The following is a 25,504-nucleotide window of genomic DNA, read 5'->3' as shown; positions in this document are numbered from 1 at the left end:
CTCGCGAGGGGAGGCAAGATATGGCCGAAGGCGACCGGAACGTCAGGCACGTCGTGACCCTCAAGGACGTCGCGACCGCCTCGGGCGTCAGCATTTCGACCGTGAGTCGCATCCTCGACGACCGCACTCCGCCCTCCCGGTCGGCGACAGCGGAACGCGTTCGCGCTCTCGCAGAGGAGCTCGGCTATCGCCGCAACGTCTTCGCCTCGGGGCTTCGCCGGGGCGCCACGGGCACGATCGGCGTTCTCGTGCCCAGGCTCACCGACGCCGTCATGGCACTCATGTTCGAGGCGGTCGAACGCGCTGCGCGGCAGCGCGGCTACTTCGCCGTCGTCGCGACATGCGGCGACGACGGTGAGGAGGAGCGCCGCGCCACCGAGACCCTGCTCGACCGGAACGTCGACGGTCTCGTGCTCGCGACCGCGCGCATCGACGACTCGCTCCCGGCGTCGCTGCGAGACCGCGGCATCCCGCATGTGCTCGCGCTGCGGACCGACGGGGTCAGCCCGGCCTCACTCGGCGACGACGAGACCGGCGGCTATCTCGCGATGCGGCACCTGCTCGACCTCGGGCACCGCGACATCGCCGTCGTCACCGGCCCCTGGTTCACCTCGAGCGGGCGCGACCGGCGCAGTGGCGCGAACCGCGCTCTCGCTGAAGCCGGCGTCGACCTGCCCGAGGAGCGGGTGATGGCGGTCGGCTACGGCCTCGACCACGGGATGGAGGCCGCCGAGACGCTCCTGGCCGGCTCCTCTCGTCCCACCGCGATCTTCGCAGCCAACGACAACCTCGCGATCGGCGTGCTCAGCGTCGCGCGATCCATGGGGCTCGAGACGGGGAAGGACCTCTCGATCGTCGGGTACAACGACATCCCGCTCGTGTCACGTCTGCCCGTCCCGCTGAGTTCGGTGCGCACGCCGTTCGATCAGATCGCGACGTCAGCCCTCGACATCCTCCTGACGACCGACCCTGCGACGCCGCAGATCGTCCGCGCGATGCCGACACTCATTCCGCGCGCCTCGACGGCGCCCCGCCGCTGAGCCGGGGGTTCGGCTGGGTCACCGGTAGTTGACGAACTGCAGGTCGACGTCGAGGTCGGCGGCCTTCAGCATCCGCTGCACTTCCTGCAGGTCGTCGCGCGACTTCGACTGCACGCGCAGCTCGTCGCCCTGGATCTGCGACTTGATCGACTTCGGGCCCTCGTCGCGGATCATCTTGCTGATCTTCTTGGCATCCTCCGACGAGATGCCCTCCTTCAGCGTCGAGACGATGCGGTACTCACGGCCCGAGGCGGTGGGCTCGCCCGAATCGAGGCTCTTGAGCGAGATGCCCCGCTTGATGAGCTTCGTCTGGAAGACGTCGAGCACGGCCTTGGCGCGCTCTTCGGAGTTCGCCTTGATGAGGATCGACTCGCCCGACCATTCGATGGAAGCGTCGGTGCCCTTGAAGTCGTAGCGCTGCTCGACCTCCTTGCGGGCCTGGTTCAGCGCGTTGTCGGCCTCCTGGCGATCGATCTTGCTGACGATGTCGAACGAGGAATCTGCCATGCCGCTCAGCCTACCGAGCCGCCGTGCGCCCTGCCACGATCGTGCCCATCCCTGCCAGAGTGGGAGGCATGAGCTTCGTGATCCGAGAGCCCGCCGTCGGGGAAGCAGCGCCGCTCGCCGAACTCCACGTCGCCACTTGGCGAGAGGCGTACGCACACCTCATGCCGGGCGGGTTCTTCGACGAGGAACACGTCGCCTCGCGGCATCGGATGTGGAATCAGATCCTCAACGATCCTTCTCCCGCGGTCACGGTGCGCGTCGCCGAGCAGGACGGTCGCATCGTGGGTTTCGCTCTGGTGGGTCCGAGTTCTGCCGAAGGCAATGAGAAGCCCGTGCGCGACACCCATCTCTACGCGATCTACGTCTCCGCTGCTCATCACGGTACGGGCGTGGGCCAGGCGCTCCTGGACTCGGTGCTCGGGACGGCGCCTGCGACTCTGTGGGTCGCCAAGCAGAATCCGCGAGCGATCGCCTTCTACGTCAGAAACGGGTTCGATTTCGACGGGATGGAGAAGATCGACCCGGCTGCTCCCGCCATCACGGACGCCCATATGGTCCGCTGACCTCAGCCGCGTCCGTCGGCGACCGCCGGCACCCGCCGGCGGCGACGCTAGGCTCGCGCCATGATGAGTGAGCCTGCCGCCCCGCCCCGACGCCGCGCGCGCGGGTGGGGCATCGCCGCCACGATCGTCGCGGGCATCGGCATCCTCGCCGTGGGGCTCGTGTTCCTCCTCGCGGCCACGGTCGATCCCCTCTGGGGATGGATGCTGTTCGTCGCCCTGCCCATCTCGGTCGCCGCGGGCGCGGTCGGCGGCGTGCTCGGCATCATCGGGCTGATCACGGCGCGCGGCGAACGCGCGGGATACGGGTGGCCCGTGGCCGGTGTCGTCCTCGGCGGGGGCCAGGTGCTGCTGGGGAGCGGCCTGCTGGGCGGCTGGTTCGTCTGACCGGCGGTGGCGCCGGGCGTTAGCAGAGCCGGCGCGGGAAAGCAGGCGTATGAGCCACTTCGCGCGAGCCAATAGCATCGTCTCGAACCGGCGGTGCTCGCGGCCGGGGTGGAGGGGGATTTGTGAACGACGTGCCGGGATCTGTTCCGACGGCGCCGGCAGGCTGGCATCCCGATCCTTCGGGGCAGCCGCAGCTGAGGTACTGGGACGGCCAGCGATGGACCGACCACGTCTCGCCCTACCCCGCAGCACAGCAGTCCTCGGCGGATGCCGGCCAGGCGGCCGCACCCGAAGCGGCGGCGCCCCAGGAGCAACCCGCCCCCGCTCGCACTCCCCGGGCACCCGGGCAGAAGGCGATGACGCGCGCGACATGGATCGTGCTCGCGGCGACTCTCCTCATCGTCGGCGGTGCGGCCGGGTTCGTCGGGTGGACCGTCGTCTCGGCGAACGCGGCGGCCACGTCGGAGGCGCCGGATGTCGTCGACGGCTTCCTCGCCGCGGCGACGGCCGACGATCCCTCGTGGACGGAGTACGCCTCGCCCGGGTACATCGCGATCTCGGGTGCGGCGACACCGCTGTTCGGCGACGCTCGCGCTGCCGAGGTGCTCGACCTGTCGATCGATTACGACAAGCGCGGCATCCTGTACGGCGTCAACGGAACCGCGGGCTACGAGTCGCCGAGCGGCGCGGACACCGCCAAGGCGCTGGTGGACATGACCTACACCTTCACGGTCGACGGCACGCCGCAGACCGCGACCTCGACGCGCGAGATCTGGCTGACCCGTCCCTACTACTACGGCGATGACGTGCCCTCCGCTGCGCGCCAGGGCGAGACGCCGACGGCGATCGGCCCCTGGCGGGTGACGGGTGCCGCCTCGGCGGCGGCCTACGAGGGAGAGGTCGTCGCGACGACCAGCTTCGAGCCCGCGCGCGTCGATCAGGCCTGCTACACCTCCGACGTCGTGCTGTCGCAGCTGTCGGAGATCGCGCGCACCGAGGGCGTACTCGCCGCCATCTGCCTGAGCGGCGGCACCTCGACATCGTTCGACGACGGCATCGATATCGACGCCCTCGCGGCTGGGTTCCCGGTCGTGGGTCAGGCTGCGCCGCTCACCGACCTCATGGGGTGGCACAACGACCCGAGTACCCCCGCGCCCCTCGAGCAGTACCTCATCTCTGCGGGTGACGCCGACTACGTGTTCGTCTTCGCATCGACGGGCGTCGGCGGCGAGCTGACGAACGACTCCGAACGCCGCATCATCCTCATCTCGAAGGCGGAGACCCGATGACCGACACCACGCCAGCGCAGGCCGCCGAGTCGCCGGAGCGCCAGCCCCGCAATCGGGCGGCGCGGACGATGCAGATCGTCATCGCCTCTCTCGGTGTCGGCGCGCTGCTGCTGACCGTCGCCTCGGGTGTCGTCCTGTGGCCGCGGACGCCCGAGGCGGGGCCTGCGGCAGACGTCCCGGTCGGGTGGGCGCCCTGGGCCGACAACGACCTCGCGACCCCCGCCAGCGCGACGTTCACCGAGATGAACTCAGCGATGCGCGACAAGGACCGCGAGCGGTTCCTCGCCCACGCCACCGGCGACGCTGCGGCGCAGCTCGCGCTGTGGTGGGACAACTCGAGCAAGATCGGGTGGGACGTCGCGGCGATCGCCCCGTCGGACTTCGACGTCGACGAGGCCGGCACGATCGAGGTCATCCTCGGCGCGCAGTACGCCTTCGCGGCGCGCCCCGAGCGAGGTGCCGGCGACCGCGACGCAGGCCTCGACCTCATCCAGGGGTTCGCGTACACCGTGACCTTCGAGCCCGGCACAGACCCCACCCGCTCGTTCGACCGGTACGAGGACACGGAGCTGCCTGAGCCCGCGACGATCACGTCCATCGTCCCGTCGCGGGAGCCGAACCCGTGGGACGAGGGTGAGATCCACGTCGCCAAGCGCGATCACGTCGTCCTGTTCGGCATGCGCGACGAGGCCGATCTGGTGGAGCAGAATGCCGACGTGGCTGAGCAGTCGGCCGTCACCGCGCTCGACACGATTCGGGCGCTCGGCGGTGAGCCCATTCAGGACGGCTTCGTCTCGGCCATCACCGGCGACGACGGCCGCTTCGAACGCTGGCAGTACGGCAAGGGCACGCCGTGGGACATGGATGTCGCGGGCTACGCCCGGCCGACCCTGCGCCCGCAGATGGCACAGCGCTTCCTCGACCCCGCGATCGCGACGGGGGCCGACACCTCCGGCACCCTCGTCGTGATGGGGCCGGGCAGTGAATCGGCCCGCGACAAGGTGTTCGTCCACGAGTTCGCGCACGCGCTCCACAACACCGCGGCCCCCGGATCGTTCATCGCTCCGCCCGTCGCGGTCCATGAGGGGTTCGCCCGTTTCGTCGAATGGAAGTCGGGTCTCGCCGACCCCGGCTACCTGCGGCCCGAGGTGAAGGCAGCCATCGCTTCGCAGGGGATGGGCGCCTTCTCCGACGAGGCGCTGCGCAGCCAGGACGCCGGCCTCGCATACGACGCCGCGGGGTCGTTCTACGCGTACGCCGACGCCCATGGTGGTACGGCCTGGACGATGGCGGTGGACGCCGTCGTCGGCGGTGGGTTCTTCGTCGACAGCACGGACTTCACCGAGGCCGACTGGCAGGCATGGGTCGCGTCTCAGTGACGGCGGGCCCCGTGTCGTGCGCCCGGCTGCAGCGGGGGCGGCCCGCGAGCGGCGCGCGCTTCGTAGGCTGGAACGCGTGCAAGCTCTGACCGAAGAACAAGTCCGCGCCTCGTTCGTGAACGCGACCGCCGACGACCGTCGGATCATGGCGATGCCGATCGACTTCATGCTGCTCGATTGGGACCACCTCGACTTCCTCGCGTGGCGCGATCCGAACTCGCGCGAACGCGGCTATCTCATCGCCCAGCACGAGGGCACCCCGGTCGGAGTCGTGCTGCGCGCGGCGTCGGGAAGCTCGCGGGCACGCTCCGCGCTCTGCAACCTCTGCCACACGATGCAGCCCGGCGATCAGGTGACGCTCTTCAGCGCCCGTAAGGCGGGCCCCGGCGGCGATGCCGGCGACACGATCGGCACCTACATCTGCGCAGACCTCGGTTGCCACGACAACGTGCGCATCGCCGGACCACTCGCGCCCAGCGAGATCCGAGCCAGCGTCGATCGCCGGATCGACGGCACGCGCCACCGCACCGAGGCCTTCGTCGGACGGGTCATCGGCACCGACGACTGAGAGCTCCGCCATGGTTCGGAGCACGCGGTCACAGGGGGTAATATGGGTTCTCGCGCCTCCGGTCGACTGCACAAGCCGGGCGGGTGCGCACTGGCGAGTTACCCAAGCGGCCAAAGGGATCTGACTGTAAATCAGACTGCATTGCATTCGGGGGTTCGAATCCCTCACTCGCCACATCGAGAAGGGCCCCCGCTGAGCGGGGGCCCTTTCGTTTGCGCTCCGCCGGGCGCGGATGCTGCGTTTCAGCAGACGGTCGACACTGTGCTTCGGCACAGGCTGATGCTCAGCGTGCTGGCCAGGACCGTGCGGTGGGAAGCCCCGTCGATGGCCATAGGTCCTACGAAACAGGCGACAGGTCGATCGGGGTGGGAAGCGGGGCGTCCGGCTGCGGTGTTCGAGTCCACAGTGTCTCGTTTGACCAGTTAGGAGTGGATCCCATGTCGCGCGCCTGCTCGAGGAATGCGCTCTGAGGGAAGGTCGCGAGGCACTTCGCCAGAGAATGATGCCAGCGGGACGCAGGATCGTACGAGGTCAGGCAGTACGCCAGGACCGCAAGCCAGGGGTATACCTTCGTTCGGCTACGCGCGTCAGCCAGGTGCTCGAGGCGCTCAGGGTACGTCAAGGACCCGGGCGCAATCCGCTTGAGAGTGCTCGACAGCTTTCGGTTCCAGAGTCGGCCGTGATGTGCGCAGTGGTTGCGCACGAGGTTGACGCCGACGAGCCACTTCGAGAACAGCTTGCCGTTGGTGACGCCGAAGCGGCGAGCGATAGCGCTCTGGTCGCCGTCCTTGAGTAGCTTGTACAGACGGGTCAGAGCCCCGAAGTCGAGAATCTCGACGGCGACCCAGAGTGGAAGGTCGCGGGAGTCGTACTTCTCGAAGATGTGTGTAACAAAGTCCTCGCTCTGCGCCCGTCGAGCCTGTTCGCGATACGCCGCCAGCCAGAGGCTATGTGCGTCTGAGAAATGGCTGGCTCCGTCTCCGGGAGGGGGTGCGGTCGCGACGCGTTGGTCGAGATGCGCAATGTCGAGATGGGCGAAAGCGCCACGTCGACCGAGTGTGTGCGCGAGCTGGAACCGCAACGCCAGCTCGAACCTTCCGACGCCGGCGAACACCGTCTCGCGCAGACGAGAGTCGAAGCGCGCAGCGCTCACTCCGTCGGCGAGTGTGCTTCCCGGAAGATACTCGGAGCTTCGATACTGCGCAGAGCTTTCTCGGGCGGCACCTTCCGGGAGCAGGCGTCGGAATGGGTAGGTGTACGCCGTCAGCCGGTAGTAGCCGAACTCATGGAGCGCTCTCAGGGCGTCGTCTTGGCTGCCGCAATCGAGGCCCTGATCGCGAAGGTGCTGGACTTGTTTCTCGAGGCTCAGGAACCGCTTGACATACTCGACCACCTGGTGAGCATCGCACAAAAGAAAACTGGCCCGTACCGAGGAACGCGAGTGCGGCCTTGGAAGAGGAGCCAGTGTTGTGGGTCAATCCTAGCACCCGCAGCAGAGTTGCTCACTCGCCACATCGAGAAGGGCCCCCGCTGAGCGGGGGCCCTTTCGTTTGCGCTCCATGGGGCGCGGATGCCGCGTTTCAGCAGGCGGTCGACACTGTGCTTCGGCACAGGCCGATGCTCAGCGTGCTGGCCAGGACCGTGCGGTGCTCGTCCTCGCTCTTCTCGAGCGTCTGCAGCGACAGGATGAAGCCCATTTCCTCACCTCCTCGGTTCGATCGCCGCCGGGGGACCGACGGGTGCGAGCACCGGGGGGAGCAGGGGGAGAAGCGGCTGGTCGGTCGTCTGGGCGTGTGGGGATGCCGCGACGAGAGCGAGCAGCACACCAGCGGCTCCGGTCGCGAGGTCGCATGATGCGCGGAGCATCCCGTCTCCGACGACGCGTACGCCGGCCGGGGCTTCGAGGGCGTGCAGCCTCATCTGCGAGAGATGGTGGTCGCGAGCGCGCACCGTCTCCGCGCTCGCGTGGCCGGTCGCCTCCAGTGACTGGAGGAAGATCGCGAGCCCGGCCCGGCCCGCGAAGAGGCCCGGCTGCACGACGAAGGGTGCCGACGCCGCGCGGATGATCCCGCGCAGCGCGTCATGCAGCTCGTCGTCCGGCTCGTGCGACAGATACTGCGCGAGCACGAGGCCGATGCCGGCCGACCCGTGGGCGAGGTAGGGGAGCAGGCGCCACCCTTGATCCACCTGCAACGACCCGTCCGAATCGCGGCGCAGCGAGCGGAGGTCGACGGCGAGGGCGCGTCGGGCGGTCTCGAGGAACCGCCGGTCTCGGGTGCGCTCGAACAGCCGCAGCGCCAGGAGTGCGGTTCCGCTCGCGCCGCCCATGAGGCCGCCCCGACGCGGCGACACCACCGGTGCTGGCGGCGCGTCTGCGCCGATGGGACCCCAGTGCTCGCTGAGGCGGTCGACGATGGCGATCGCCGGCTCCAGAGCGCCGGGATCGCCCGGTTCGGCGAGGAGGGCGAGGCCGATGCCGGGAAGGCCCGAGGCGAGGTCGGATCCGACGGTCGCATCGGCGAGGTCGACGCCGTGCAGCCGCTCGCGGAGAGTCGAAGCTTCTGCGATGAACCCGAGGCGGCGACAGGCCCAGATCGCGCCGGCGGCGCCATCCATCAACCCGAGGCGAGGGTGGTCGTCCCACGCCTCCGAGATCGACTGCTCCACCCATGCGCGCAGCTCGGCGGGGAGCGCGATCCCGGCGGCGTCGAGCGCGAGGGCGACCCCGAGGGCGCCGTGGGCGAGCGAGAACCTGGGTTCGCGGAACTGGCGCGGGTCGCCCGGCCACAGCCGATCGAGCCGGTGAGGGGTCGCATCGGCGAGCAGCTGCTCCGCGACCTGCTTGATGGTCGGGGTCGACGTCGGATGCGAGAGCCTGTGCCCGCCTCCGCGGCTGTCGTCGCCGCGCTCGTGACTGAGCCTCGCCGCCACGCGTTCCGACCAGTCGCGAGGCAGGTCGAAGGTCGCGGCCGCCTCCGCGACCAGCGATCGGGCTTTCGCCGGCTGGAGCGCCAGCACACTCGTGAGCGGCAGGAAGACGTATAGCTCGATGCACGCGAGCGCGTGCTCGTCGCGTCGCACGGGATCGGTCTCGTCGGGCAGCGCGAATCCGGCTGCGCCGAGGACGGCGGCGGCGCGGGAGGCGGCGGGCACCGACATCTCGAGATCGATGAGACCGACCGATCCGTCCGCGCCGACGAGGACATTGGCCGGATGCAGGTCCCCGTGGGCGCGGCCCGAGGCGTGCAGGCGGGAGATCTCGCCTCGCAGGGCATCGAGGACGAGCAGCATCCGGTCGCGGTACGCGTGGCGCTCCTGGGCGGTGGACACCGCGGCGGTGAGCGGGCTGGTCGTCGAAACGACCCGGTCGAGCGGCTGGCCCGGCAGCTGCTCGAGGACGATGAAGCGATGGCCGTGCGCGTCGAACGAAGCTCGCACCTCCGGCACGCGCACGACGCCGCCGAGGGCACGCAGGGTGCGCTCCTCGTCGCGCAGCCGCGCAACGGCATCCCTCCCGTCCGGCGTCCAACCGGCGAACGGCCGCGCCTCTTTCACGATGACGGGCGTCCCGTCGAGCATTCCGGTGTAGACGCCGCCGGCGTTCGAGTAGTGCAGGGCCCCGGTGATCTCCGGAAAACCCGCCGGCGGCTCGTTGCCGAGCGCCTCGAGCTGGCGTTGCAAGAAGCCCGGCAGCTCGACCCAGGGCGGCACATGGAAGCCCGCCTCGCGCCGATCGGGCACCCAGGCGCCGCTTCGCAAGTCGCGCACCGCTGCCAGGGCCTCGCCGTCGACGATCACCTCGTGGTCGGTGAAGGCGCCGTATCTGACGAACAGCGGACCGGCGTTCCAGCGCAGATCCGACAGGATGTAGGGGCCGGGTCGCCCGCCGAGCGCCTCGTCGAGCGTGACCAGGCAGTGCTCGAGGCGTTCGACTGAGGGTGGGTAGAGCGTGATGAACTTGCCCGCTCCCGACCGGTCGGCATCCTTCGCCAGCACGGCGTCGAGCGCTCGCTCGTCGACCAGATGCTTGAACGCGACACCATGCCGGTGGCAGTAGGCCGAGACGATCTCGAGTACGGTGGCGGCCGCGTCGGGCAGAGCCGTGACGTGCACCTTCCACCCCTGGTCGGGCAGGTGCGGCTCGGGCGGCATCCAGACGGTCCACGGATGCCGCCGGCTCCGCCGCCAGTCGGCCCATGAGACGGCCGTCGCCGGCGCATAGCGGTGAGTGTCGTCCGGTGTGTCGGTGCCGGCGCCGTCCGCGCTCGGGGAGTCGTAGAACATCCGATCCCGTGTCGCGAAACGCCCGAAGATCGGATCCATCTGTTTCCCCCACGGCCCGGTACGGCGGGCCCAGGGTCATCATCGGTCGGCGCGCACGGGCTCGCCCGCGTCCCGGGCGGTGAAAAGACGCGCGTGCGGCCCGGCGTTGCCCCGTCGCGACCCGGACGGGGCTTCTGTTCTCGGTCGACAATTGGAGCGTGAAAATTCATCCGAATGGATGAAGCTCGCCGGGAGCTGGCGGCTGCAGCCTCGGCTGCATCAAGGACTAAAGACCCGAAAACCGTCGAAAACACGACCCCCCTGGTCGCGTCGGTATTGAGGTGTTTGACTTAGTTCACCCGGGGGAGGGATAAACGCTATGAAGGACGAAACGGCACTGCCGTTCGACCCGGCTGACGATGTCGCGGCCGTCGAAGAAGAGGTGAGGGTTCTCCTCGTCAATCGCCGAGATGTCGTGCGACGAGGACTGCGTGCCGTCATCGAAGATGCGGGCGATCTCGTCGTGGTCGGAGAGATGGCGCGGCTCGACGAAGCGTGGCCGATGATCGATCGGGCCGACCCGGACGTCGCCATCCTCGACGCGACGGAGCCTCCGGAGCAGATCGTGAGCGCGGTGGACAAGATCCGACGCGTGCAGATCGATGTGCCGCTGCTCGTCCACGGACGCACCGACGCCGAAGAGGCGAAGCGAGTCGCGTGGGCTGTGGGCGCCGACGGCTACCTCCTCGATGACGCCGACGCGCAGGACGTCTTGCAGCTCGTGCGCCGGATCGCACGCGGCGGAGACGTGCACAGCCTGCAGGCGGTGCACGGTGCGGGCCTGCCAGCGAACCAACCCTCGACCGTTGACCTCACGCTGCGCGAGCGTCAGGTACTCCGTTTCATCGCCGCCGGGATGACGAATCGTCAAATCGGAAATCGGCTCGGACTGGCAGAGAAGACCATCAAGAACTACGTCTCCGGGCTGCTCGCCAAGCTGCATTTGGAGAGTCGCACACAAGCCGCCGTTTATCGGATGACGCACGATGACGTCACGCGCGGCGGGACCAATGGCACTGCCGATCGCCATCGCACCTGAGTGATGGTGACCAATACGCGTCCCCTGGAGGGGGCGTCCGCATCCCCCCGCGTGAAAGGAAGAGATCATGATTCGCGCAACCCATAACGGTTCACATCACGAAATGACCGATGGGAAGGACTCGGCGTGACGACGCGATCGACCGCCCGGGTGCGGCATCCCCGAGCCGGTAGGCGTGTCCGCAGCGTCATCGCCTCGCTGAGCGCCCTGGTCGTGGCGGCACTCATCGTCATGCCCCTCGGCCAGACGGCCCACGCGCGCATCGATGATGCGACGCCGATCGCGGATGCCGAGATCGGCCCGAACACGGAAATCCAGGTCACGGCCCTCGGGCCCGGCGCAAATGTCCAGGGATTCCAACCGCCGTCGCCCATCACACAAGATCCGCTGGCTGCCTACCCCACCAGCAATCCGGCCGGATACTCGTCGGTGAGGCCCTTCAGCGGAACGATCATCGCGTCGAGCATCTCCGACCCGTCGCTGACCGCCGAGATGTACTGCATCAATCTCCGGGTGGCCACGAACGTCGGCATCGGGTACGAGTCGGGCACGTGGGAGGAATCGAACGTCCCGAACATCGGATACGTCACCTACATCCTCAACAACTACTACCCGACGACCTCCGAACCCTCCGGTCTCTCGGCGAATCAGCAGGCAGCGGCCGTCCAGTCCGCGATCTGGTACTTCACGGATGGATATGTCGTGAGCACGGCGGCCAGCTCGACGATTCGCGAGGCGACGGCGGCGATCGTCGCCGCAGCTCAGGCGGCAGGACCGGTCGTCGAACCGCCTGCGCCGGAAGCGAGCATCACACCCGCTTCCGATTCCGCCGCGTCGATCTCCAGCGCGGGGCCCTTCACGGTCGTCGCCGAGGGCGCGACCGAGGTCACCGTCTCCGTTCCCAGCGGCTATGCGATGTTCACGGACGCGGAAGGGGCGGAGCCCCTCGCGAACCCGGCCTCCGTGCCCACGGGTACCGACATATGGGTGCGGAGTTCGAGCGGTTCGCCCGGCGAGACCGTGCTGAACGCGCGCGCAGCGGTGACGGTCCAGCGGGGGCAGGTGTATCTGTACGACGGCAACACACCTTCTTTGGACGATGCGCAGCGACTGATCCTGGCCGACACGACGGAACTGGACGCGGTCGCCTCGGCCACCGCGGAGTTCTTCGCGGTCGGCTCGTTGACGGTGAGCAAGGCGTTCGCCGGCGAGGCGCTCGGTCTTCAGGGCGACATCCAGCTGGCCATCGACTGCGGTGAGGGGTACACCTACACCGCCGACATCCCCGCCGGCACGGCGACGACGCAGACCTTCACGTACTCGGGCATACCGGCCGGGACGAGCTGCACGGTGACGGAACCCGTCACCGGCGCCAACACGGTGGTCGACGTCGAAACCGATGCGGGCCAGACCGCGGAGATCACGGAGGGCGGTGCCGCGATCACGATCACGAACACCGTCACCTACCTTCCGGGCGCTCTGCGGGTGGTGAAGGGCATCGCCGGTGACGCCGCAGGCGCGCAGGGTGCGATTCGCCTGACCGTGGTCTGCGGTGACGTTCTTAACGAGACGTTCGAGATCCCGGCCGGAAGCGCCGCCGGCGATTACGAGCAGGTGTACTCCGACCTGCCCGCCGGCACCGCGTGCACCGTCACGGAGACGGAGACGGGCAGCACCGCGCAGGTGGAGGTCGCGACGGGCGACCCCGTCACCGTCGAGATCCAGCCGGGTGCGACGGTCGATGCGGCAGTCGCGAACACCGTGACCTACCGTCCTGGATCACTTCGCGTGGTCAAGTCGATCGCGGGAGTCGCGGCCGGACAGCAGGCCGCGATCGAACTCGGCATCGTCTGCGGCGAAGTGCTCGACGAGACCTTCGAGATTCCCGCCGGCACCGCCGCGGGGGAGTACGAGCAGCTCTTCACCGACATCCCGGCTGGTACCGAGTGCACCGTCACGGAGCTCGAGTCGGGCGCGACGGCACAGGTCGACGTCACGTCAGACGGCCCCGTCACCGTGGCCATCGAGCCGGGCGCGACGGTCGACGCCGCGCTGTCGAACGATGTGTCGTATCTGCCGGGGTCGCTGCGGGTCGTGAAGACCGTGACCGGCGGAGGCGCGGGTCTGCAGGATGCCATCGAGCTCAGCGTCCGTTGCGATGACGGCGACGTGCTCGACGAGACGTTCGTGATCCCGGCTCGCAGTCGCGCGGGCGACTACGAGCAGGTGTACGCGGATCTGCCCGCAGGAACGAACTGCGTCGTGACCGAGACCGAGTCGGGCAGCACTGCGCTCGTGCAGGTGGCCACGGCCGACCCCGTCACGGTGGAGATCGAACCCGGCGGAACCGTGGATGCTGCCCTCGTCAACGACGTTCGCGGAGGGGAGCCGATCGTCCCCGGACACAGCGCGCTCCCCGCGACCGGCGGCGAGGCGCCACACCTGGCCCTCATCCTCGGACTCGGCAGCATGATGGTCGGTCTGCTCGTGATCATGGGCGGTTACCGGGTGCACCGTCAGCGGTCGACGCTGACACGGTGAGGCCCGCTGCGCCCCCTCGCTCGACGGCGAGGGGGCGCAGTCACGCCCTCGTGCCCGCCGGAGGAGCGGGCGATCGACGACGGAAAACCGGCACCGATATTTCATCCGGACGGATGAGACAACTCAGAGCCGGTTGCGTGTTCCCCACAGTGCGAGCTGCGTCCGGTCGGCGAGATCGAGCTTCTTGAGCGCGGAATGCAGTTGCGATCGCACGGTGTGCACCGAGACCTGGAGCCTCTCGGCGATGCCCTCGTTGCTCGTCACGCCGCCGGCGAGCACCGAGATCACGCGACGCTCGGCCGAGGTCAGCAGAGCGCTCGCCTCCGGGTCTTCGGGCCCTCCGCCGCGGCGGACGAACTCACGGATCAGGGGCGCCGTCACTCGCGACGACACGAGGGCCTCGCCCCGGGCCGCCGCATAGATCGCACCGACGAGCTGGTCGGAGTCGTGACTCTTGAGCAGGTAGCCGACGGCACCGGAATCCAGTGCTTCACTGACGTATCCGTCGATGGCGAAGCTCGTCATGACGATGACGGCGATGGGCGCGCGGCCGTCTTCGGGGCGCGCGAGCAGGCGTGTCGCGGACAGTCCCGACATCTGCGGCATCTGGATGTCCATGAGCACGACGTCGGCACGCTCGGTTCGGGCGACGTGCACGGCGTCGATGCCGTTCGAGACCTCGCCGACGACCTGGATGCCGGGGGCGCCTTCCAGCTGAAGCCGCAGCCCTCGGCGCACAGCACGATTGTCGTCGGCGATCAGCACGCGGATGCGCTCGGCTCCACGAGTCATACCGTTCTCCCTGTCAGGCGATCGGGTCGATCGGGATCGTGATCCGCACGTCCCATCCGCCGGTCGGCGTCGGCCCTGCGAACAGTGTGCCCCTCAGTAGCTCGACGCGCTCGCGCATTCCCCGCAGGCCCCAGCCGAGATCGAGGCCCGGGACCGGCATCGATTCGCTGTTCGGTGCCCCATTGACGACGCGGACGATGAGTTCGTCCTCAGCCTCGGCCACCGTCACGGTCACACTGACCGGCGCCCCGGGAGCGTGCTTGGCGGCGTTCGTCAGGGCCTCCTGGAGAACGCGGTACGCGGTGGTCGAGACGACGGCCGGAAGGTCGGACACCGCACCGGACAGCTCGAACGAGACCGGCATGCCGCGCTGCGACCAGAACTCCACCAGCTCGCCCGCACGACGCAGGTCGCGTGTCGTCTCCGCGGGTGCCGCTGCTTCGGCGTGCAGGTCGCTCAGCGCGCCCGCGAGGCTCGCCGCCGCGAACCGGCCCTCGTTCCGTACCTCGCCGACCAGACGGATCGCCTCGTCGGGACGGGCGGGCGCAAGCGAGATGGCGGCGTCGGCGAGCGTCACGAGCCCGGCCAGGTGCTGACCGGCGACATCGTGCAGCTCCTGCGCGATGCGGGCGCGCTCCCGCTCGCGAGCGTCGTTGACGCGCGCATCGTGCTCTTGGCGCGCCAGTTCGGCCTGCTCGCGGGCGAGCGTGACCTTCCGCACCTGCGCGCCCCACCAGATCCCCAAAGCCGTCGCCCCGAGAGCCGGGGCGGTGAAACGGAAGAACTCGTTCGCCATGAACGTCACGGCGGCCCCGGCGTCGCCCGCGTAGACGACGGCCCAGACGAAGAGGCCTCCCATGCCGAGCATGACCACGCCGAGGAAGCAGACGATCGCCGACGTCGCCGGCACCCGGCTCGCCAGGAGGAACTGCGCGAGCGCCACGACCAGGTACATGCCGATGAGCCAGTTGGGCACGTCGAAGGTGGCGAGGAGGATGAGGTACACCGCGACGGTCGCGACGACCGCCGTGCGCGGCCACCGATCGCTCAGCAGAAGCGCGGACGCCTGGGCCACGCAGGCCACGGTGAGGATGACGCACAGCACGGGTATCGAGACCGAGAACGGCCAGTCGATGGGGCCGGCCAACATCGCGGTGATCGGCGTCGCGAGCACCTGGAGGGTCGTCATCACCGACACGATGGCGACCAGGATCGCCGACGCGCGACGCGTGCGGAAGAAGGTGCGCGTCGCGGACGCGTCGAATCCGACGCCGGGCTCTCGGGGTGGGTTCACCACAGAATCCTCTCAGCCCCGCATGGAAGGCCCGTGCATGCCAGGATGTGAGGAGTCAGCGCGGAAGGAAACCTGTCGATGAGCAAGCCCATCACATCTCCCGAATCGAACAAGCTGCTGCGCGCCGCGATCTGGGTCGCCATCGGCGCGCTCATCGCCGCCGCGATCGTCTGCGTCGTCTGGGTGCTGGTCGGGTCGGGTACCGGAATCGTCGCCCGCGCCTTCATGACGGTGCTGCTGCTCGCGGGTTTCGCGGGCATCTCGATCCTCGAATCGCACCTCGCCGGTCGTCGCCCCGCCTGGTTCGCTCTGACCAGCATGGGCAGCTGGGTGGTCGCGCTGCTGATCGGCGCCGTCATGATCTGGCTGCCGTCGCCGACCGAGAGCTTCGGATGGGGCTACGAGCGGTTCATGCGCTTCCTGCTGGTGCTGCTGATCCTGCAGCTGGCGCTGCTGCACCTGCGCCTCTTCACGAAGGCCTACTCGCGCAACCCCACGACGTTCCTCTCGATCGTCACCTACACGACCATCGCCTTCCTCGGGATCGTCGCCGTCATGCTGATCGTGCCGCTCGTCGGCGGCGAGTGGTTCGACTTCCTGCCGATCTACTGGCGCGTCGTGGTCGCGCTGACGATCCTCGCCGCGGTCGGCACCGCGCTGGTTCCACTGGTGAACGCCCTGCTGATGCCGCGCGCCCCTCAGCCGGCCGCATCGGCGCCGTGGCCGACCTACGCCGACGGGCGCACGCCGCTGCCCGTCCTGGGCGACGGATCGCCCGACTGGCAGGCCTACTACACCGGGCGTCCCACCTACCCGCAGGCCTACGCACCCGCACAGCCCGCACAGGCAGCGCCGCCCGCGGCGGCTCCCGCCCAGCCGGGCTACCAGGACTACCCGCCGCCCCCGCCGCTGCCGGACCAGCCGATCGCTCCCCGTTGACGGCCCGGGCTCGGTGAGCCCGGGAACCCCGTAGCGTGGGTGGCATGGTGCAAGCGCGAGAGCTCACAGACCTGGCCATCGAGATCGCCCGCGAGGCGGGAGCGCTCGCACGCCGTCGCCGCAGCGAGGGAGTCGCCATCGCCGCGACGAAGTCAGCGCTCGCCGACATCGTCACCGAGGCCGACCGTGAGGTCGAGCTCCTCATCCGCGATCGCATCGCCCAGGCGCGACCCGAGGACGGCTTCCTCGGTGAGGAATCCGGAGCCGAGCGCGGCGCGAGCGGCCTCACCTGGGTCGTCGATCCCATTGACGGCACGGTGAACTACGCCTACGGCATCCCGCACTACGCCGTCAGCATCGCGGTGGTCGATGGCGAACCCGACCCGCAGGAGTGGGAGGCGGTCGCCGCGGCCGTCTTCTCGCCGGTCGTCGACGAGCTGTTCCGCGCGACCGTGGGCGAAGGTGCGTGGCTGGGCGATATGCGTCTGGCGGTGTCCGAGCCGACGGATGCCGGCGCACTGCTGGCCACGGGGTTCGGCTACGACCCCGCCACCCACGCGGGAGACCTCGCTCGGCTCGGACGCATCATGCCCATCGCGCGCGACATCCGCCGCGCCGGGGCCGCATCGCTCGATCTGGCCTACGTCGCGGCCGGGCGGCTCGACGGCTACGTCGAGCGCGGCCTGCAGCCCTGGGATCACGCGGCGGGCGCGCTCCTGGTCGCCGAGGCCGGGGGAGTGGTGACCGGGATGCCCGGAGAGCGCCCTGGGCGCACCATGACGATCGCGGCGTCGCCGGCTCTCCACAGCCAGCTGACCGAACGGGTTTTCCACGAAAGCTGACGCGTAGATCGCATTCCCAGCCGCAAGTCGTTAGTGTTTACCCGTTCGTTATCTTCGGAACCCGATCCGGAGGCCGGACACCACCCGGAAAGTTTCCGCCGCGTACGAGCGCGCGCTGTTTTCGAGAGCCTGCGATTTGACTTCTGAGACCACCCCCACCGAGGCCGCGTCCTCGCGACCCTCGGCAGGGGAACCGTCGCCCACCCCGGCGACCGGTCTCACGCAGAGCACGGGTCTCACGCGCGCGCAGTGGCGGCGGCTGATGGCCGAGGCCGAGCTCGCCGCGAAGGCGGCCGACATCCCGACCGACGACGTCGCGAAGATCGATCAGGCGCCCGAGGCGCCGAGCGCCGAGATCCCCGTCGCCGCGACGAGCGCAACGGTCGACGCAGCCGGTACCGAGCGCGATGACGAGGCTGATGCTGAGACCGACGAGCTGGTTCTCACCGTCGTCGACGGCGACGCCTACGCGGGCTCCGATCTCATCACGCCCTCGCGGCGTCGTCGCGCAGGTTCGACGATCGAGCGCCCCGCAGCTCAGGGCGAGTCGTTCGGCCCTGCTGCCGTCGACTCCTCGAACGCCGAGAGGGCGGATGCCGGTGACGCGGACTCGGCAGGCGCTTCGGGCGCGGCGGACGAGAGCACTCAGTCTTCCGACACGCACGACGTCGACGAGTTCGAGTTCGCCGCACGGTTGTTCTCGTTCACCGCTCAGACCCCGGTGCAGGTCGCCGAGGCGTCCATCGCCGAGCACCAGCAGCGCACGCGCGAGGTCACGGTCGCACGCCCCGGACGTCTGCGCCGTGTGGGCAAGCGCGTCGCAGCGGCATCCGTCTCGATGAGTGCCGTCGCCGCCGTCGGCCTTCTCGCCGTCGGCCTGACGAGCCCTGCCGCCGCTGTCTTCGCCTCTGGTGACACCGGTCGCGACATCACCGCCGAAGCGCCCCGCACGGCGGCGTCGGTCGAGCCCGAAGAGATCCAGGCGTATGTCTCCTCACCCACGACGGGTGTGACCTTCGATCGCAGCGACACCTTCGATGTGACTTCCGTCTCGGAGATCGCCGCCGACTCGGGTGTCACGAACTTCGCCGGCACGTGGGTCAACGACCCCAACGCCGCGATCCAGTGGCCGTTCCCGGTCGGAGTTCCGATCTCGGCGCAGTTCGGCTCGGTCTCCTACCTGTCGGAGTTCTCCCGTCCGCACCGCGGCGTCGACCTGACCCCCGGAGCGGGCGCCGAGATCCACGCCGTCGCGGGGGGAACAGTGCGCATCGCGACCGAGGCGGGCGGCGACTACGGCGTGACCGTCGTCATCGACCACAACATCGACGGCGAACTGGTCTCGACCCGGTACGGACACATGCAGTACGGCTCGCTCAAGGTGAAGGTCGGCGACACGATCGAGCCCGGCGAGATCATCGGCAAGGTCGGCAGCACCGGCAAGTCGACCGGTGCTCACCTGCACCTCGAGGTGCTGCTCGGTGGCACCACCCAGACCGATCCGATCGCGTGGCTCGAGGAGCACACGAAGCGCTGACCTGATTCGGTCTGAGGGCGCCGAGATGGTATCCTCTTCTAGTTGCCCGCTTGCGGGTGGCACGCCCCGATAGCTCAGTGGCAGAGCACTTCCATGGTAAGGAAGGGGTCGTCAGTTCAATCCTGACTCGGGGCTCGCAGCATCCTCGGATGCGTTGCGGCAGGGTAGCTCAGTTGGTGAGAGCGCACGACTCATAATCGTGAGGTCGCGGGTTCAAGCCCCGCTCCTGCTACAGATGACAACCCCCGGAATCCCCGGGGGTTTTGTCGTATCCGGGCACGTTCGAGCATCGAACCGAATCGGGCTCGGCGCGTCCTTCTGCTTAGGCCAGACGCAGCATGGGCGCCGCGTCGACGCAATCAGCCGAACCTTGTGGTATCCCGACCCATCATCACTTCTCGATCCTTCGAGGTCCCACTTGGGCCGGGAAAGTGGACGGCAAACCCGGCCCAAGTGGGACCTCCTGGGGGCAGCGGGGCAGCGGGGCAGCGGGGCAGCGGGGCAGGTCAGCGGCGACGTGCCCGGGAACGAGAAGGCGCCCGGGGCCCCTCCAGAGCCCCGGGCGCAGGTCGGGCGCGAGACGAGGACCTAACTCGCGGCCGTGGTGTCGAGCAGGCCCGCCCTGCTCCCCATCAGCGCTAGATCGCACCCGACGTCACGATCATGCCTCGCATGGCAGAAAGCCGGCGCAGGCGGGCTGCGTCTCGCCGTCGGCCAGAAAAAGCTGGTCAAGCGCCTTAAATATGCCGCGTTAGGTTGGTCTGAGACGGTCATCGACGTCGATGTTCGGCGCGAGATTTCATCCGATCGGATGACGCCGGGCTCCTCTCGCGTCCCGGAAACCAGAACGCCCCGACATCCGAAGATGCGGGGCGTTCTACGATCCGGGGGGAAGATCGTCGACGTGATCGACGCTAGGGCTTCCCGGCCGGTCCGTCGAGTCGGCCGTTCGGGGGACACGGTCCTCGCACCTCGGTAGCGCGGGTCAGCGCCGATGGAACGGGCAGCCGCCACCGGCGCCCGTGGCGCGAACACGGCCCCCTGACGCGGGCTTGGTCGGCAGCCGGCGCGTGTTCACCTCGAGGCCGTCGCCGAGGATCGTGACGCCAGGATGGCTCAGCGCGGCGATCGCTGTCGCGAGCCCCGCGATCGCGAGCTTCTCGCCGGGGCAGCGGTGGCCCGTGGCGACATCCGCGCCGCCGTGGGGGATGAAGGCGGGGAGTGCCTCGTAGTCGTCGACACCGATGAAGCGCTCGGGCGTGAACTCGCTGGCGCGCTCCCACGAGCGATCATCGAGGTTGGTCCCAAGGATGTCGAGCACGATGCGGTCGCCCGCCGCGACGCGCTGGCCGTCGAGCTCGATGTCGGTGACCGCGCGCGCGGGAAGCATCGGCACGAACGGGGCTGTTCGGCGGACTTCCTGGGCGAACGCGACGGCGAGCGGGCCGCCGTCGAGCGTCTCGCGCTCGGCCGTTTCCGCGGCGATGCGCTCGCGCCATTCGGGACGATCGTGCAGTTCCTTCGCGGCGAAAGCCACGAACCGTGCAACCGCGATCATCGGGCGCATGCTGTTCTGCAGCTCGATGCCGGCCAGCCGGGCCGGGAGAAGCACGCCGGCACGGTCGCGGTGCCAGGACCACGCGTCCAGGGCGGTGCCGGGCTCGGAATCGAGATCGCCGTCGCGCACTGCCTCGATGAGGTGCTGGGCGTGACGGTCCGACCAGCGGCGATTCACCCAGGCGAGGAGGTACTCGGGGGAGTGCGGAACGCCGAAACCGTCGACGATCTGCGCGAGCCGGGCCGCCCATCGTGTCTTCGCCGCGGGGGTTCCCGGAAGCCCCGCCCACTGCATGACGGCTCGCCCGAAGGCGCCCACCGCCGCGTCGTAGGCAGAGCGATCACCGCCGGCGACCCACTCGTCGATTTCGCTCCGCCACTGCGCGACCAGGTGAGGTCGGAGCCGCTCCACCTGCTCGTCCTCGTAAGCGACGTCGAGGAACGTCGCCTTGCGGTGGCGGTGGTCCTGCCCGTCGAGGCTGTGCACAGACCCGTGTCCGAACAGTGTCTCCTGAACGATGCCCGGCATCGCACCGTGACGGTGAACGCGGTCTTCGTCGTAGAACACCTCGACACCCTCCGCACCCCGGACGAAGATGGCGGGATCGCCGAGCAGACCCATGGGGGCCGAGCGTGCGCCGGCTCGTACCCGCTTCCAGATGCGTTCGCCGAACCCGTACCCGCGCAGCAGCAGCTGCGGAGAGTCGTCGGTCAGCGTGCGTGCAGCGGCGGTGATCGAAGACGTCATGACTCCACGCTCACACCTCGGCGCCGACGAGCCGAGGGGGAGGCGGATCATGCCGACGTGTGCTACCCCGCCGCGCCGGACTCGAGCCGTCGAGCGGCGCGGCGCAGCACCGCCGATTCGATGAGCAGCACACCGCCCACAGCGGCCGCGCCCAGCACGACGAGGAGCAGCACCGGCACGGCATCCGGTCCGGGATGCTGAACCGCGCCATCCTCCTGCCACGGCCACAGGGCGCGGAGCGAGCCGACCATCAGGCCGGTCATCATCGCCAGCATGACGCGCCGTCGGTGGACCAGCAGCCACTGCAGCACCGAGACGAAGAGGCCGAGTCCGACCATCGCGCCGAGGATGAAGACGCCCAGATAGACCAGATCACGCTCGTTCACCGCGGCCAGGGTGGGCGCGTACATGCCGACGGCCAGCAGGATGAACGAGCCCGAGACGCCGGGCACGACCAATGCGCACACGGCGAACGCCGCCGCGAGCGCGACAACGGGAAGGGGCGGCTCGAGCGGATCGATCTGGGGGAGGCTCGTGAGGGCGAACCCCGCGATCGCTCCGACGACGGCGACCGCGTACTCGCGCATCCGCCAGCGCCCGCCGACCATACGGATCGGAACGACGAGCGACGCCAGGATGAGGCCGGCGAAGAGCGCCCGCGATGCGACGGGCTCGGCTTCGATGAGAGGAGCGAGGATCGCGGACGCCGCGAGGACCGCTGCGATCATGCCGAACCCGACGGGGAGGACGACCGACCAGCGCACGGCGGCGAACTCCGCCCGGGCGCGGGCGAGGCCCCGGCCGCGCGCACCGTCGGCGACGAAGCGAGCCACACCTCGGGCGAGGTGGCCGGCCGAATCGATGAGCGTCTCGTAGACCCCGACGATGAGTGCGACGGTGCCGCCGCTGACACCGGGGATGATCTCGACCGTGCCGATCAGAGCGCCGCGACCGGCATCCAAGAGCATTCGGGCGACGGGCATGGGCGACCTCCGAGAGAACGACGACGGAGCGTTCCAGGCTACCCGTGACCGCCTGAGCGACCTGTGGCAGGCCCCGTTACCGCGCGTCCGGGCCCGGTGCAAGTGGCTCGACGGATTCATCGGCCCCGCGCATCGTGGAGTCATGTCCAACGCATTCAACGACGACCTCGCCCGCCCCGCCGCAGCCGAGGACGCCGGCATCCAGCCGCTGCGCGACGGCGATGCGACCAGCGTGGCCGACCCCGATCTCGACCCCGCCCAGCGCGAGTGGGACCGTACGGAGGCGATCGACGAGGCGCTCGACGCCGGTGTCGACCCCGCCGAGCTCGACACGGCCACCGCGACGAGCGACGACCCCGCGCACATCCCGTCGGAAGACGACGAGATCCCGGCCGAAGACCTGCCGTCCGCGTACGAGCAGCCGGAGACCCAGGGAGAGGACCCGGTCATCGCCGAACTCGGCGAGGACGGCGAGGGCGACATCGACGACGAGGGCATGTGACCGCCGGTATCGAGTCGTACGCGCCGATCGGCGACGGCCGCACCGTGGCACTGATCGGCCTGGACGGCAGCGTCGACTGGCTGCCGCTTCCCGACCTCACCTCGACGCCCGTCTTCGCGCGCCTGCTCGACAGTGAGACGGGCGGATGCCTCGAACTCACCCCTACGGAGGACTACGAGACCACGCGTCGATACGTCCCCGACACGAACGTCCTGGAGACGACCTTCACCACCGCTCGCGGGTCCGTCACGGTCACCGACGCGATGGTGTCGGGCGTCGCGGGACGCATGCCGTGGGCGGAGCTCGCTCGCCGCATCGACGGCCTCGACGGCACGGTGCCCATGGCCTGGCGCATCCATCCCGGAACATCGCTTCGCACGGCATCACCCTGGATCGAGCGCACCCAGCACGGCGACGTGATCCGCAGCGGCAAGACCGCCCTCGTCGTGGTGGGCTTCGAGCACGGTCCGGATGCCCCCGATCCCGACGGTACGAGCGGCCCCCGCCTGACCGGGTCGTTCACCGCCTCGGCCGGTTCGCGCCACCTCATCGCGCTCGCCGCGACGCACGACGAGCCCCTGCACCTCCCCGACCCGCGCAACGTCGATGTCGGCATCGACCGCACGATCGAGAACTGGCGTCACTGGTCCGAGGTCTTCTCCTACGAAGGGCCGTGGCAGGAACGCATCCAGCGCAGCGCGCTCGCCCTCAAGCTCCTCATCTTCAGCCCCACGGGAGCGATCGCCGCCGCTGCGACCACCTCTCTGCCCGAGAACCCCGCGGGCGGCAAGAACTGGGATTACCGCTACGCCTGGGTGCGCGACCTCGCCTACACCGCGCACGCGCTCGTGCGCTTCGGGCTCCGCGAAGAGACGCACGCTGCGCTGTCATGGATGCTGCGCACGATCCGCGATCACGGCCCCGAGCTGCACGTCATGTACACGCTGAACGGCGAGCTCGTGCCCGACGCTCGCGAGTACCCCGTGCCCGGCTGGCAGGGCAACCAGCCCGTCGTGACCGGCAACCCGGCGCGCGAGCAGCTCCAGCTCGGCGTCTACGGCGACCTCATGGCCATCTGCCGCACGTATGTCGACGCGGGCAACGTGCTCGACATCGGAACGGCACGGATGCTGGCGGGCGTCGCCGATCGCACCTGCGATCTGTGGCGCAACCCCGACTCGGGCATGTGGGAGCTGCCGGAAGAGCGGCACTACACCTCGTCGAAGATGGGCTGCTGGAAGGCCCTCGACGACGCCGTCGCGCTCGCCGAGAGCGGCGCGATTCCCGGGAGCGCCGAGCGGTGGAAGGCGGAGCGCGAGCGCATCCGGCTCTGGATCGACGAGAACTGCTGGTCCGAGGCTAAGTCGGCGTACGTCTTCTACGCCGGGTCCGACGAGCTCGACGCCTCCGTGCTGCTGCACGCGCCCACCGGCTTCGACCGGGGCGAACGGATGTCGACGACGATCGACGCCCTCACCGACGAACTGGGAGCCGGGCCGCTGCTGTACCGCTACAGCGGGGTCTCCGAAGAGGAGAAGACGTTCGTCGCCTGCGCGTTCTGGCGCGCCGAGGCACTCGCGTGCGTCGGCAGGCACGACGAGGCGCTCGATCTCGTCGACCGGCTCGTCGCCCTGGCGAACGACGTGGGAATCTATGCCGAGATGATCGACGCCGACGACGGCACAGCGTGGGGGAACACCCCGCAGGCCCTCAGTCACCTCGCGTTCATCGCGACCGTGCTCACCATTCGCGACGTCGTCCCCGAGGAGGCCCTCCGTGGCCGATGAGATCGAGGTCTTCCGCAACACGCGTGCCGTGCTCGTCGAGAGCATCTGGTGGGATGACCGCACCGACGAAGTCGTGTGGGTCGACATCACGGCCGGCCTTCTGCATCGCGGCCCCCTCGACGGCGCCGTCGACGGCAGCGACGACCGGGTCGTCGAGCTGCCGCCGCCGTTGTCCGCCGTGCAGCCGGCTGCCGGAGGCGGGTACGTCGCCGCGCTGAAGGACCGCGTCGTCCTGCTCGACGCGGACGGCCGCATCGAGCGCGATCTCGCGGCGCTGCGCCACCGTCACGACGGGATGCGTCTGAACGAGGGCAAGGTCGACCCCTTCGGCCGCTTCGTCGTCGGTGCCATGGAGCTCACGAGCGACGATCCCGATGCGACGCTCTGGTCGGTCGAACCCGACGGCGGCGTCCGCGTGCTCGGCGGCGGGTACGGCGTCGCCAACGGCTTCGAGTGGTCCGACGACGGCCGCACGATGTACGTCACCGACACCGCGACCTCGACGGTCTACCGCGCGGCATACGGATCGGAGGGCGAGCTCGGCGAACTCGAGCCCTTCCTCGTCGGGCGGGCGAGCGACGGACTGACTCTGGCGACCGACGGCTCGTTCTTCAACGGCCTGTACGGCGAGGGGACAGTGGCCCGCTGGAGCGCCGACGGCGACGTCGTCGCGGAGATCGCGATGCCCTCACCGAACATCACCTCGGTGGCGTTCGCCGGGCCCGACCTCGACGTGCTCCTCGTCGGGTCGGCGCGAGAGAACCTCACCGAGGAGCAGTTGCAGCGGCATCCCCTCTCGGGCGGGATCTTCCGGCTCGCACCGGGAGCGACCGGCCGCCGCATCCACACGTTCGGGTCCTCGTCGATCGACTGATCGACGGTTTCGCCAG

At 69.4% G+C, this 25,504-nt stretch carries 22 protein-coding genes and 3 tRNA genes; 17 read left to right on the top strand and 8 right to left on the bottom strand.

What is annotated here, in order from left to right; all coding sequences use genetic code 11:
• The first annotated feature begins 20 nt into the window (after positions 1–20).
• Complete coding sequence (locus DEU36_RS05695; protein ID WP_120263301.1) at positions 21–1,040, top strand: LacI family DNA-binding transcriptional regulator; 1,020 nt, start codon at positions 21–23, stop codon at positions 1,038–1,040.
• A gap of 18 nt (positions 1,041–1,058) precedes the next feature.
• On the opposite strand, the gene DEU36_RS05690 is transcribed toward DEU36_RS05695, so the two are convergent.
• The gene (locus tag DEU36_RS05690; protein WP_120263300.1) at positions 1,059–1,547 is read right to left on the bottom strand and encodes a YajQ family cyclic di-GMP-binding protein; all 489 of its coding nucleotides are present in this window, start codon (positions 1,545–1,547) and stop codon (positions 1,059–1,061) included.
• 68 nt (positions 1,548–1,615) lie between these two features.
• Here DEU36_RS05690 and DEU36_RS05685 point away from each other — a divergent pair, with 68 nt between their 5' ends.
• The 6 genes from DEU36_RS05685 (at position 1,616) to DEU36_RS05660 (ending at position 5,904) form a co-directional block, all read left to right on the top strand.
• Positions 1,616–2,110 (top strand): GNAT family N-acetyltransferase, encoded by a 495-nt coding sequence (locus DEU36_RS05685; RefSeq protein WP_183045301.1) that lies wholly within the window; start codon positions 1,616–1,618, stop codon positions 2,108–2,110.
• A gap of 60 nt (positions 2,111–2,170) precedes the next feature.
• Positions 2,171–2,494, top strand: a complete 324-nt coding sequence (locus DEU36_RS05680; RefSeq protein WP_120263298.1) for a hypothetical protein — start codon at positions 2,171–2,173, stop codon at positions 2,492–2,494.
• Positions 2,495–2,616: 122 nt separating this feature from the next.
• Positions 2,617–3,783, top strand: coding sequence for a DUF2510 domain-containing protein (locus DEU36_RS05675; protein WP_220700895.1), 1,167 nt, complete (start codon positions 2,617–2,619; stop codon positions 3,781–3,783).
• A complete protein-coding gene (locus DEU36_RS05670; RefSeq protein ID WP_120263297.1) occupies positions 3,780–5,162 on the top strand; it encodes a hypothetical protein in 1,383 nt (460 codons plus the stop codon). Before DEU36_RS05675 ends, DEU36_RS05670 begins: the two co-directional genes overlap by 4 nt.
• A 76-nt stretch (positions 5,163–5,238) precedes the next feature.
• A complete protein-coding gene (locus DEU36_RS05665; RefSeq protein ID WP_120263296.1) occupies positions 5,239–5,730 on the top strand; it encodes an FBP domain-containing protein in 492 nt (163 codons plus the stop codon).
• Between the two features lie 92 nt (positions 5,731–5,822).
• Positions 5,823–5,904 (top strand) — tRNA-Tyr (locus tag DEU36_RS05660).
• Between the two features lie 163 nt (positions 5,905–6,067).
• Here DEU36_RS05660 and DEU36_RS05655 read toward each other — a convergent pair.
• The 3 genes from DEU36_RS05655 to lanKC all read right to left on the bottom strand — a co-directional run bounded on the left by DEU36_RS05655 (position 6,068) and on the right by lanKC (position 10,053).
• Positions 6,068–7,123 (bottom strand): Abi family protein, encoded by a 1,056-nt coding sequence (locus tag DEU36_RS05655; RefSeq protein ID WP_183045300.1) that lies wholly within the window; start codon positions 7,121–7,123, stop codon positions 6,068–6,070.
• Positions 7,124–7,310: 187 nt separating this feature from the next.
• On the bottom strand, positions 7,311–7,427 hold the full coding sequence (locus DEU36_RS05650) for a SapB/AmfS family lanthipeptide (RefSeq protein ID WP_114597945.1): 117 nt from the start codon (positions 7,425–7,427) through the stop codon (positions 7,311–7,313).
• Between the two features lie 4 nt (positions 7,428–7,431).
• A complete protein-coding gene (lanKC, locus tag DEU36_RS05645) occupies positions 7,432–10,053 on the bottom strand; it encodes a class III lanthionine synthetase LanKC (RefSeq protein ID WP_120263294.1) in 2,622 nt (873 codons plus the stop codon).
• 319 nt (positions 10,054–10,372) lie between these two features.
• Here lanKC and DEU36_RS05640 point away from each other — a divergent pair, with 319 nt between their 5' ends.
• Positions 10,373–11,092, top strand: a complete 720-nt coding sequence (locus DEU36_RS05640; RefSeq protein WP_120263293.1) for a response regulator transcription factor — start codon at positions 10,373–10,375, stop codon at positions 11,090–11,092.
• A gap of 126 nt (positions 11,093–11,218) precedes the next feature.
• The gene (locus DEU36_RS05635) at positions 11,219–13,633 is read left to right on the top strand and encodes a thioester domain-containing protein (protein WP_120263292.1); all 2,415 of its coding nucleotides are present in this window, start codon (positions 11,219–11,221) and stop codon (positions 13,631–13,633) included.
• A gap of 123 nt (positions 13,634–13,756) precedes the next feature.
• Here the strand turns inward: DEU36_RS05635 and DEU36_RS05630 are convergent, their stop codons facing one another.
• Both DEU36_RS05630 and DEU36_RS05625 read right to left on the bottom strand, forming a co-directional pair.
• Complete coding sequence (locus DEU36_RS05630) at positions 13,757–14,425, bottom strand: response regulator transcription factor (protein WP_120263291.1); 669 nt, start codon at positions 14,423–14,425, stop codon at positions 13,757–13,759.
• A 13-nt stretch (positions 14,426–14,438) separates the two neighbouring features.
• Positions 14,439–15,719: a histidine kinase gene (locus DEU36_RS05625; protein ID WP_120263290.1), complete on the bottom strand. Its 1,281-nt coding sequence runs from the start codon at positions 15,717–15,719 to the stop codon at positions 14,439–14,441.
• A gap of 78 nt (positions 15,720–15,797) precedes the next feature.
• Between DEU36_RS05625 and DEU36_RS05620 the strand changes: the two genes are divergently transcribed.
• The 5 genes from DEU36_RS05620 to DEU36_RS05600 all read left to right on the top strand — a co-directional run bounded on the left by DEU36_RS05620 (position 15,798) and on the right by DEU36_RS05600 (position 19,269).
• Entirely contained in the window at positions 15,798–16,658 is an 861-nt protein-coding gene (locus DEU36_RS05620; RefSeq protein ID WP_120263289.1) for a hypothetical protein, read from the top strand.
• A gap of 44 nt (positions 16,659–16,702) precedes the next feature.
• A complete protein-coding gene (locus tag DEU36_RS05615) occupies positions 16,703–17,500 on the top strand; it encodes an inositol monophosphatase family protein (RefSeq protein WP_120263288.1) in 798 nt (265 codons plus the stop codon).
• 136 nt (positions 17,501–17,636) lie between these two features.
• Positions 17,637–19,037, top strand: coding sequence for a M23 family metallopeptidase (locus DEU36_RS05610; protein WP_259455229.1), 1,401 nt, complete (start codon positions 17,637–17,639; stop codon positions 19,035–19,037).
• 63 nt (positions 19,038–19,100) lie between these two features.
• Positions 19,101–19,172 (top strand) — tRNA-Thr (locus DEU36_RS05605).
• A 23-nt stretch (positions 19,173–19,195) separates the two neighbouring features.
• Positions 19,196–19,269: transfer RNA gene (locus tag DEU36_RS05600), tRNA-Met, on the top strand.
• Positions 19,270–20,022: 753 nt separating this feature from the next.
• Here the strand turns inward: DEU36_RS05600 and DEU36_RS05595 are convergent.
• Both DEU36_RS05595 and DEU36_RS05590 read right to left on the bottom strand, forming a co-directional pair.
• On the bottom strand, positions 20,023–21,342 hold the full coding sequence (locus DEU36_RS05595; RefSeq protein WP_120263287.1) for a cytochrome P450: 1,320 nt from the start codon (positions 21,340–21,342) through the stop codon (positions 20,023–20,025).
• Between the two features lie 62 nt (positions 21,343–21,404).
• Positions 21,405–22,325, bottom strand: coding sequence for a DUF368 domain-containing protein (locus DEU36_RS05590; protein ID WP_120263286.1), 921 nt, complete (start codon positions 22,323–22,325; stop codon positions 21,405–21,407).
• Between the two features lie 142 nt (positions 22,326–22,467).
• Between DEU36_RS05590 and DEU36_RS05585 the strand changes: the two genes are divergently transcribed.
• From DEU36_RS05585 to DEU36_RS05575, 3 genes are read left to right on the top strand one after another with little or no spacing between them, the layout of a single operon-like run.
• Positions 22,468–22,827, top strand: a complete 360-nt coding sequence (locus tag DEU36_RS05585) for a sugar ABC transporter ATPase (protein WP_120264380.1) — start codon at positions 22,468–22,470, stop codon at positions 22,825–22,827.
• Positions 22,824–24,614 (top strand): glycoside hydrolase family 15 protein, encoded by a 1,791-nt coding sequence (locus DEU36_RS05580; RefSeq protein WP_120263285.1) that lies wholly within the window; start codon positions 22,824–22,826, stop codon positions 24,612–24,614. Before DEU36_RS05585 ends, DEU36_RS05580 begins: the two co-directional genes overlap by 4 nt.
• Complete coding sequence (locus DEU36_RS05575) at positions 24,604–25,488, top strand: SMP-30/gluconolactonase/LRE family protein (protein WP_120263284.1); 885 nt, start codon at positions 24,604–24,606, stop codon at positions 25,486–25,488. The genes DEU36_RS05580 and DEU36_RS05575 overlap by 11 nt, the downstream gene beginning before the upstream one ends.
• Positions 25,489–25,504 lie beyond the last annotated feature (16 nt).

It is taken from the genome of Microbacterium sp. AG238 (assembly GCF_003610405.1).
Classification (GTDB): Bacteria; Actinomycetota; Actinomycetes; order Actinomycetales; family Microbacteriaceae; genus Microbacterium.
The sequence above is the reverse complement of the archived record's forward strand: the minus strand, read 5'-3'. Positions and strand labels throughout refer to the sequence as shown.

Bases quoted from the DNA above. Each gene is read 5' to 3' on its own strand.
- DEU36_RS05590 (WP_120263286.1), bottom strand. From the start codon at position 22,325: ATGCCCGTCGCCCGAATGCTCTTGGATGCCGGTCGCGGCGCTCTGATC.
- DEU36_RS05650 (WP_114597945.1), bottom strand. From the start codon at position 7,427: ATGGGCTTCATCCTGTCGCTGCAGACGCTCGAGAAGAGCGAGGACGAG.
- DEU36_RS05670 (WP_120263297.1), top strand. From the start codon at position 3,780: ATGACCGACACCACGCCAGCGCAGGCCGCCGAGTCGCCGGAGCGCCAG.
- DEU36_RS05640 (WP_120263293.1), top strand. From the start codon at position 10,373: ATGAAGGACGAAACGGCACTGCCGTTCGACCCGGCTGACGATGTCGCG.
- DEU36_RS05630 (WP_120263291.1), bottom strand. From the start codon at position 14,425: ATGACTCGTGGAGCCGAGCGCATCCGCGTGCTGATCGCCGACGACAAT.
- lanKC (WP_120263294.1), bottom strand. From the start codon at position 10,053: ATGGATCCGATCTTCGGGCGTTTCGCGACACGGGATCGGATGTTCTAC.
- DEU36_RS05685 (WP_183045301.1), top strand. From the start codon at position 1,616: ATGAGCTTCGTGATCCGAGAGCCCGCCGTCGGGGAAGCAGCGCCGCTC.
- DEU36_RS05690 (WP_120263300.1), bottom strand. From the start codon at position 1,547: ATGGCAGATTCCTCGTTCGACATCGTCAGCAAGATCGATCGCCAGGAG.
- DEU36_RS05615 (WP_120263288.1), top strand. From the start codon at position 16,703: ATGGTGCAAGCGCGAGAGCTCACAGACCTGGCCATCGAGATCGCCCGC.
- DEU36_RS05680 (WP_120263298.1), top strand. From the start codon at position 2,171: ATGATGAGTGAGCCTGCCGCCCCGCCCCGACGCCGCGCGCGCGGGTGG.
- DEU36_RS05695 (WP_120263301.1), top strand. From the start codon at position 21: ATGGCCGAAGGCGACCGGAACGTCAGGCACGTCGTGACCCTCAAGGAC.
- DEU36_RS05620 (WP_120263289.1), top strand. From the start codon at position 15,798: ATGAGCAAGCCCATCACATCTCCCGAATCGAACAAGCTGCTGCGCGCC.
- DEU36_RS05585 (WP_120264380.1), top strand. From the start codon at position 22,468: ATGTCCAACGCATTCAACGACGACCTCGCCCGCCCCGCCGCAGCCGAG.
- DEU36_RS05595 (WP_120263287.1), bottom strand. From the start codon at position 21,342: ATGACGTCTTCGATCACCGCCGCTGCACGCACGCTGACCGACGACTCT.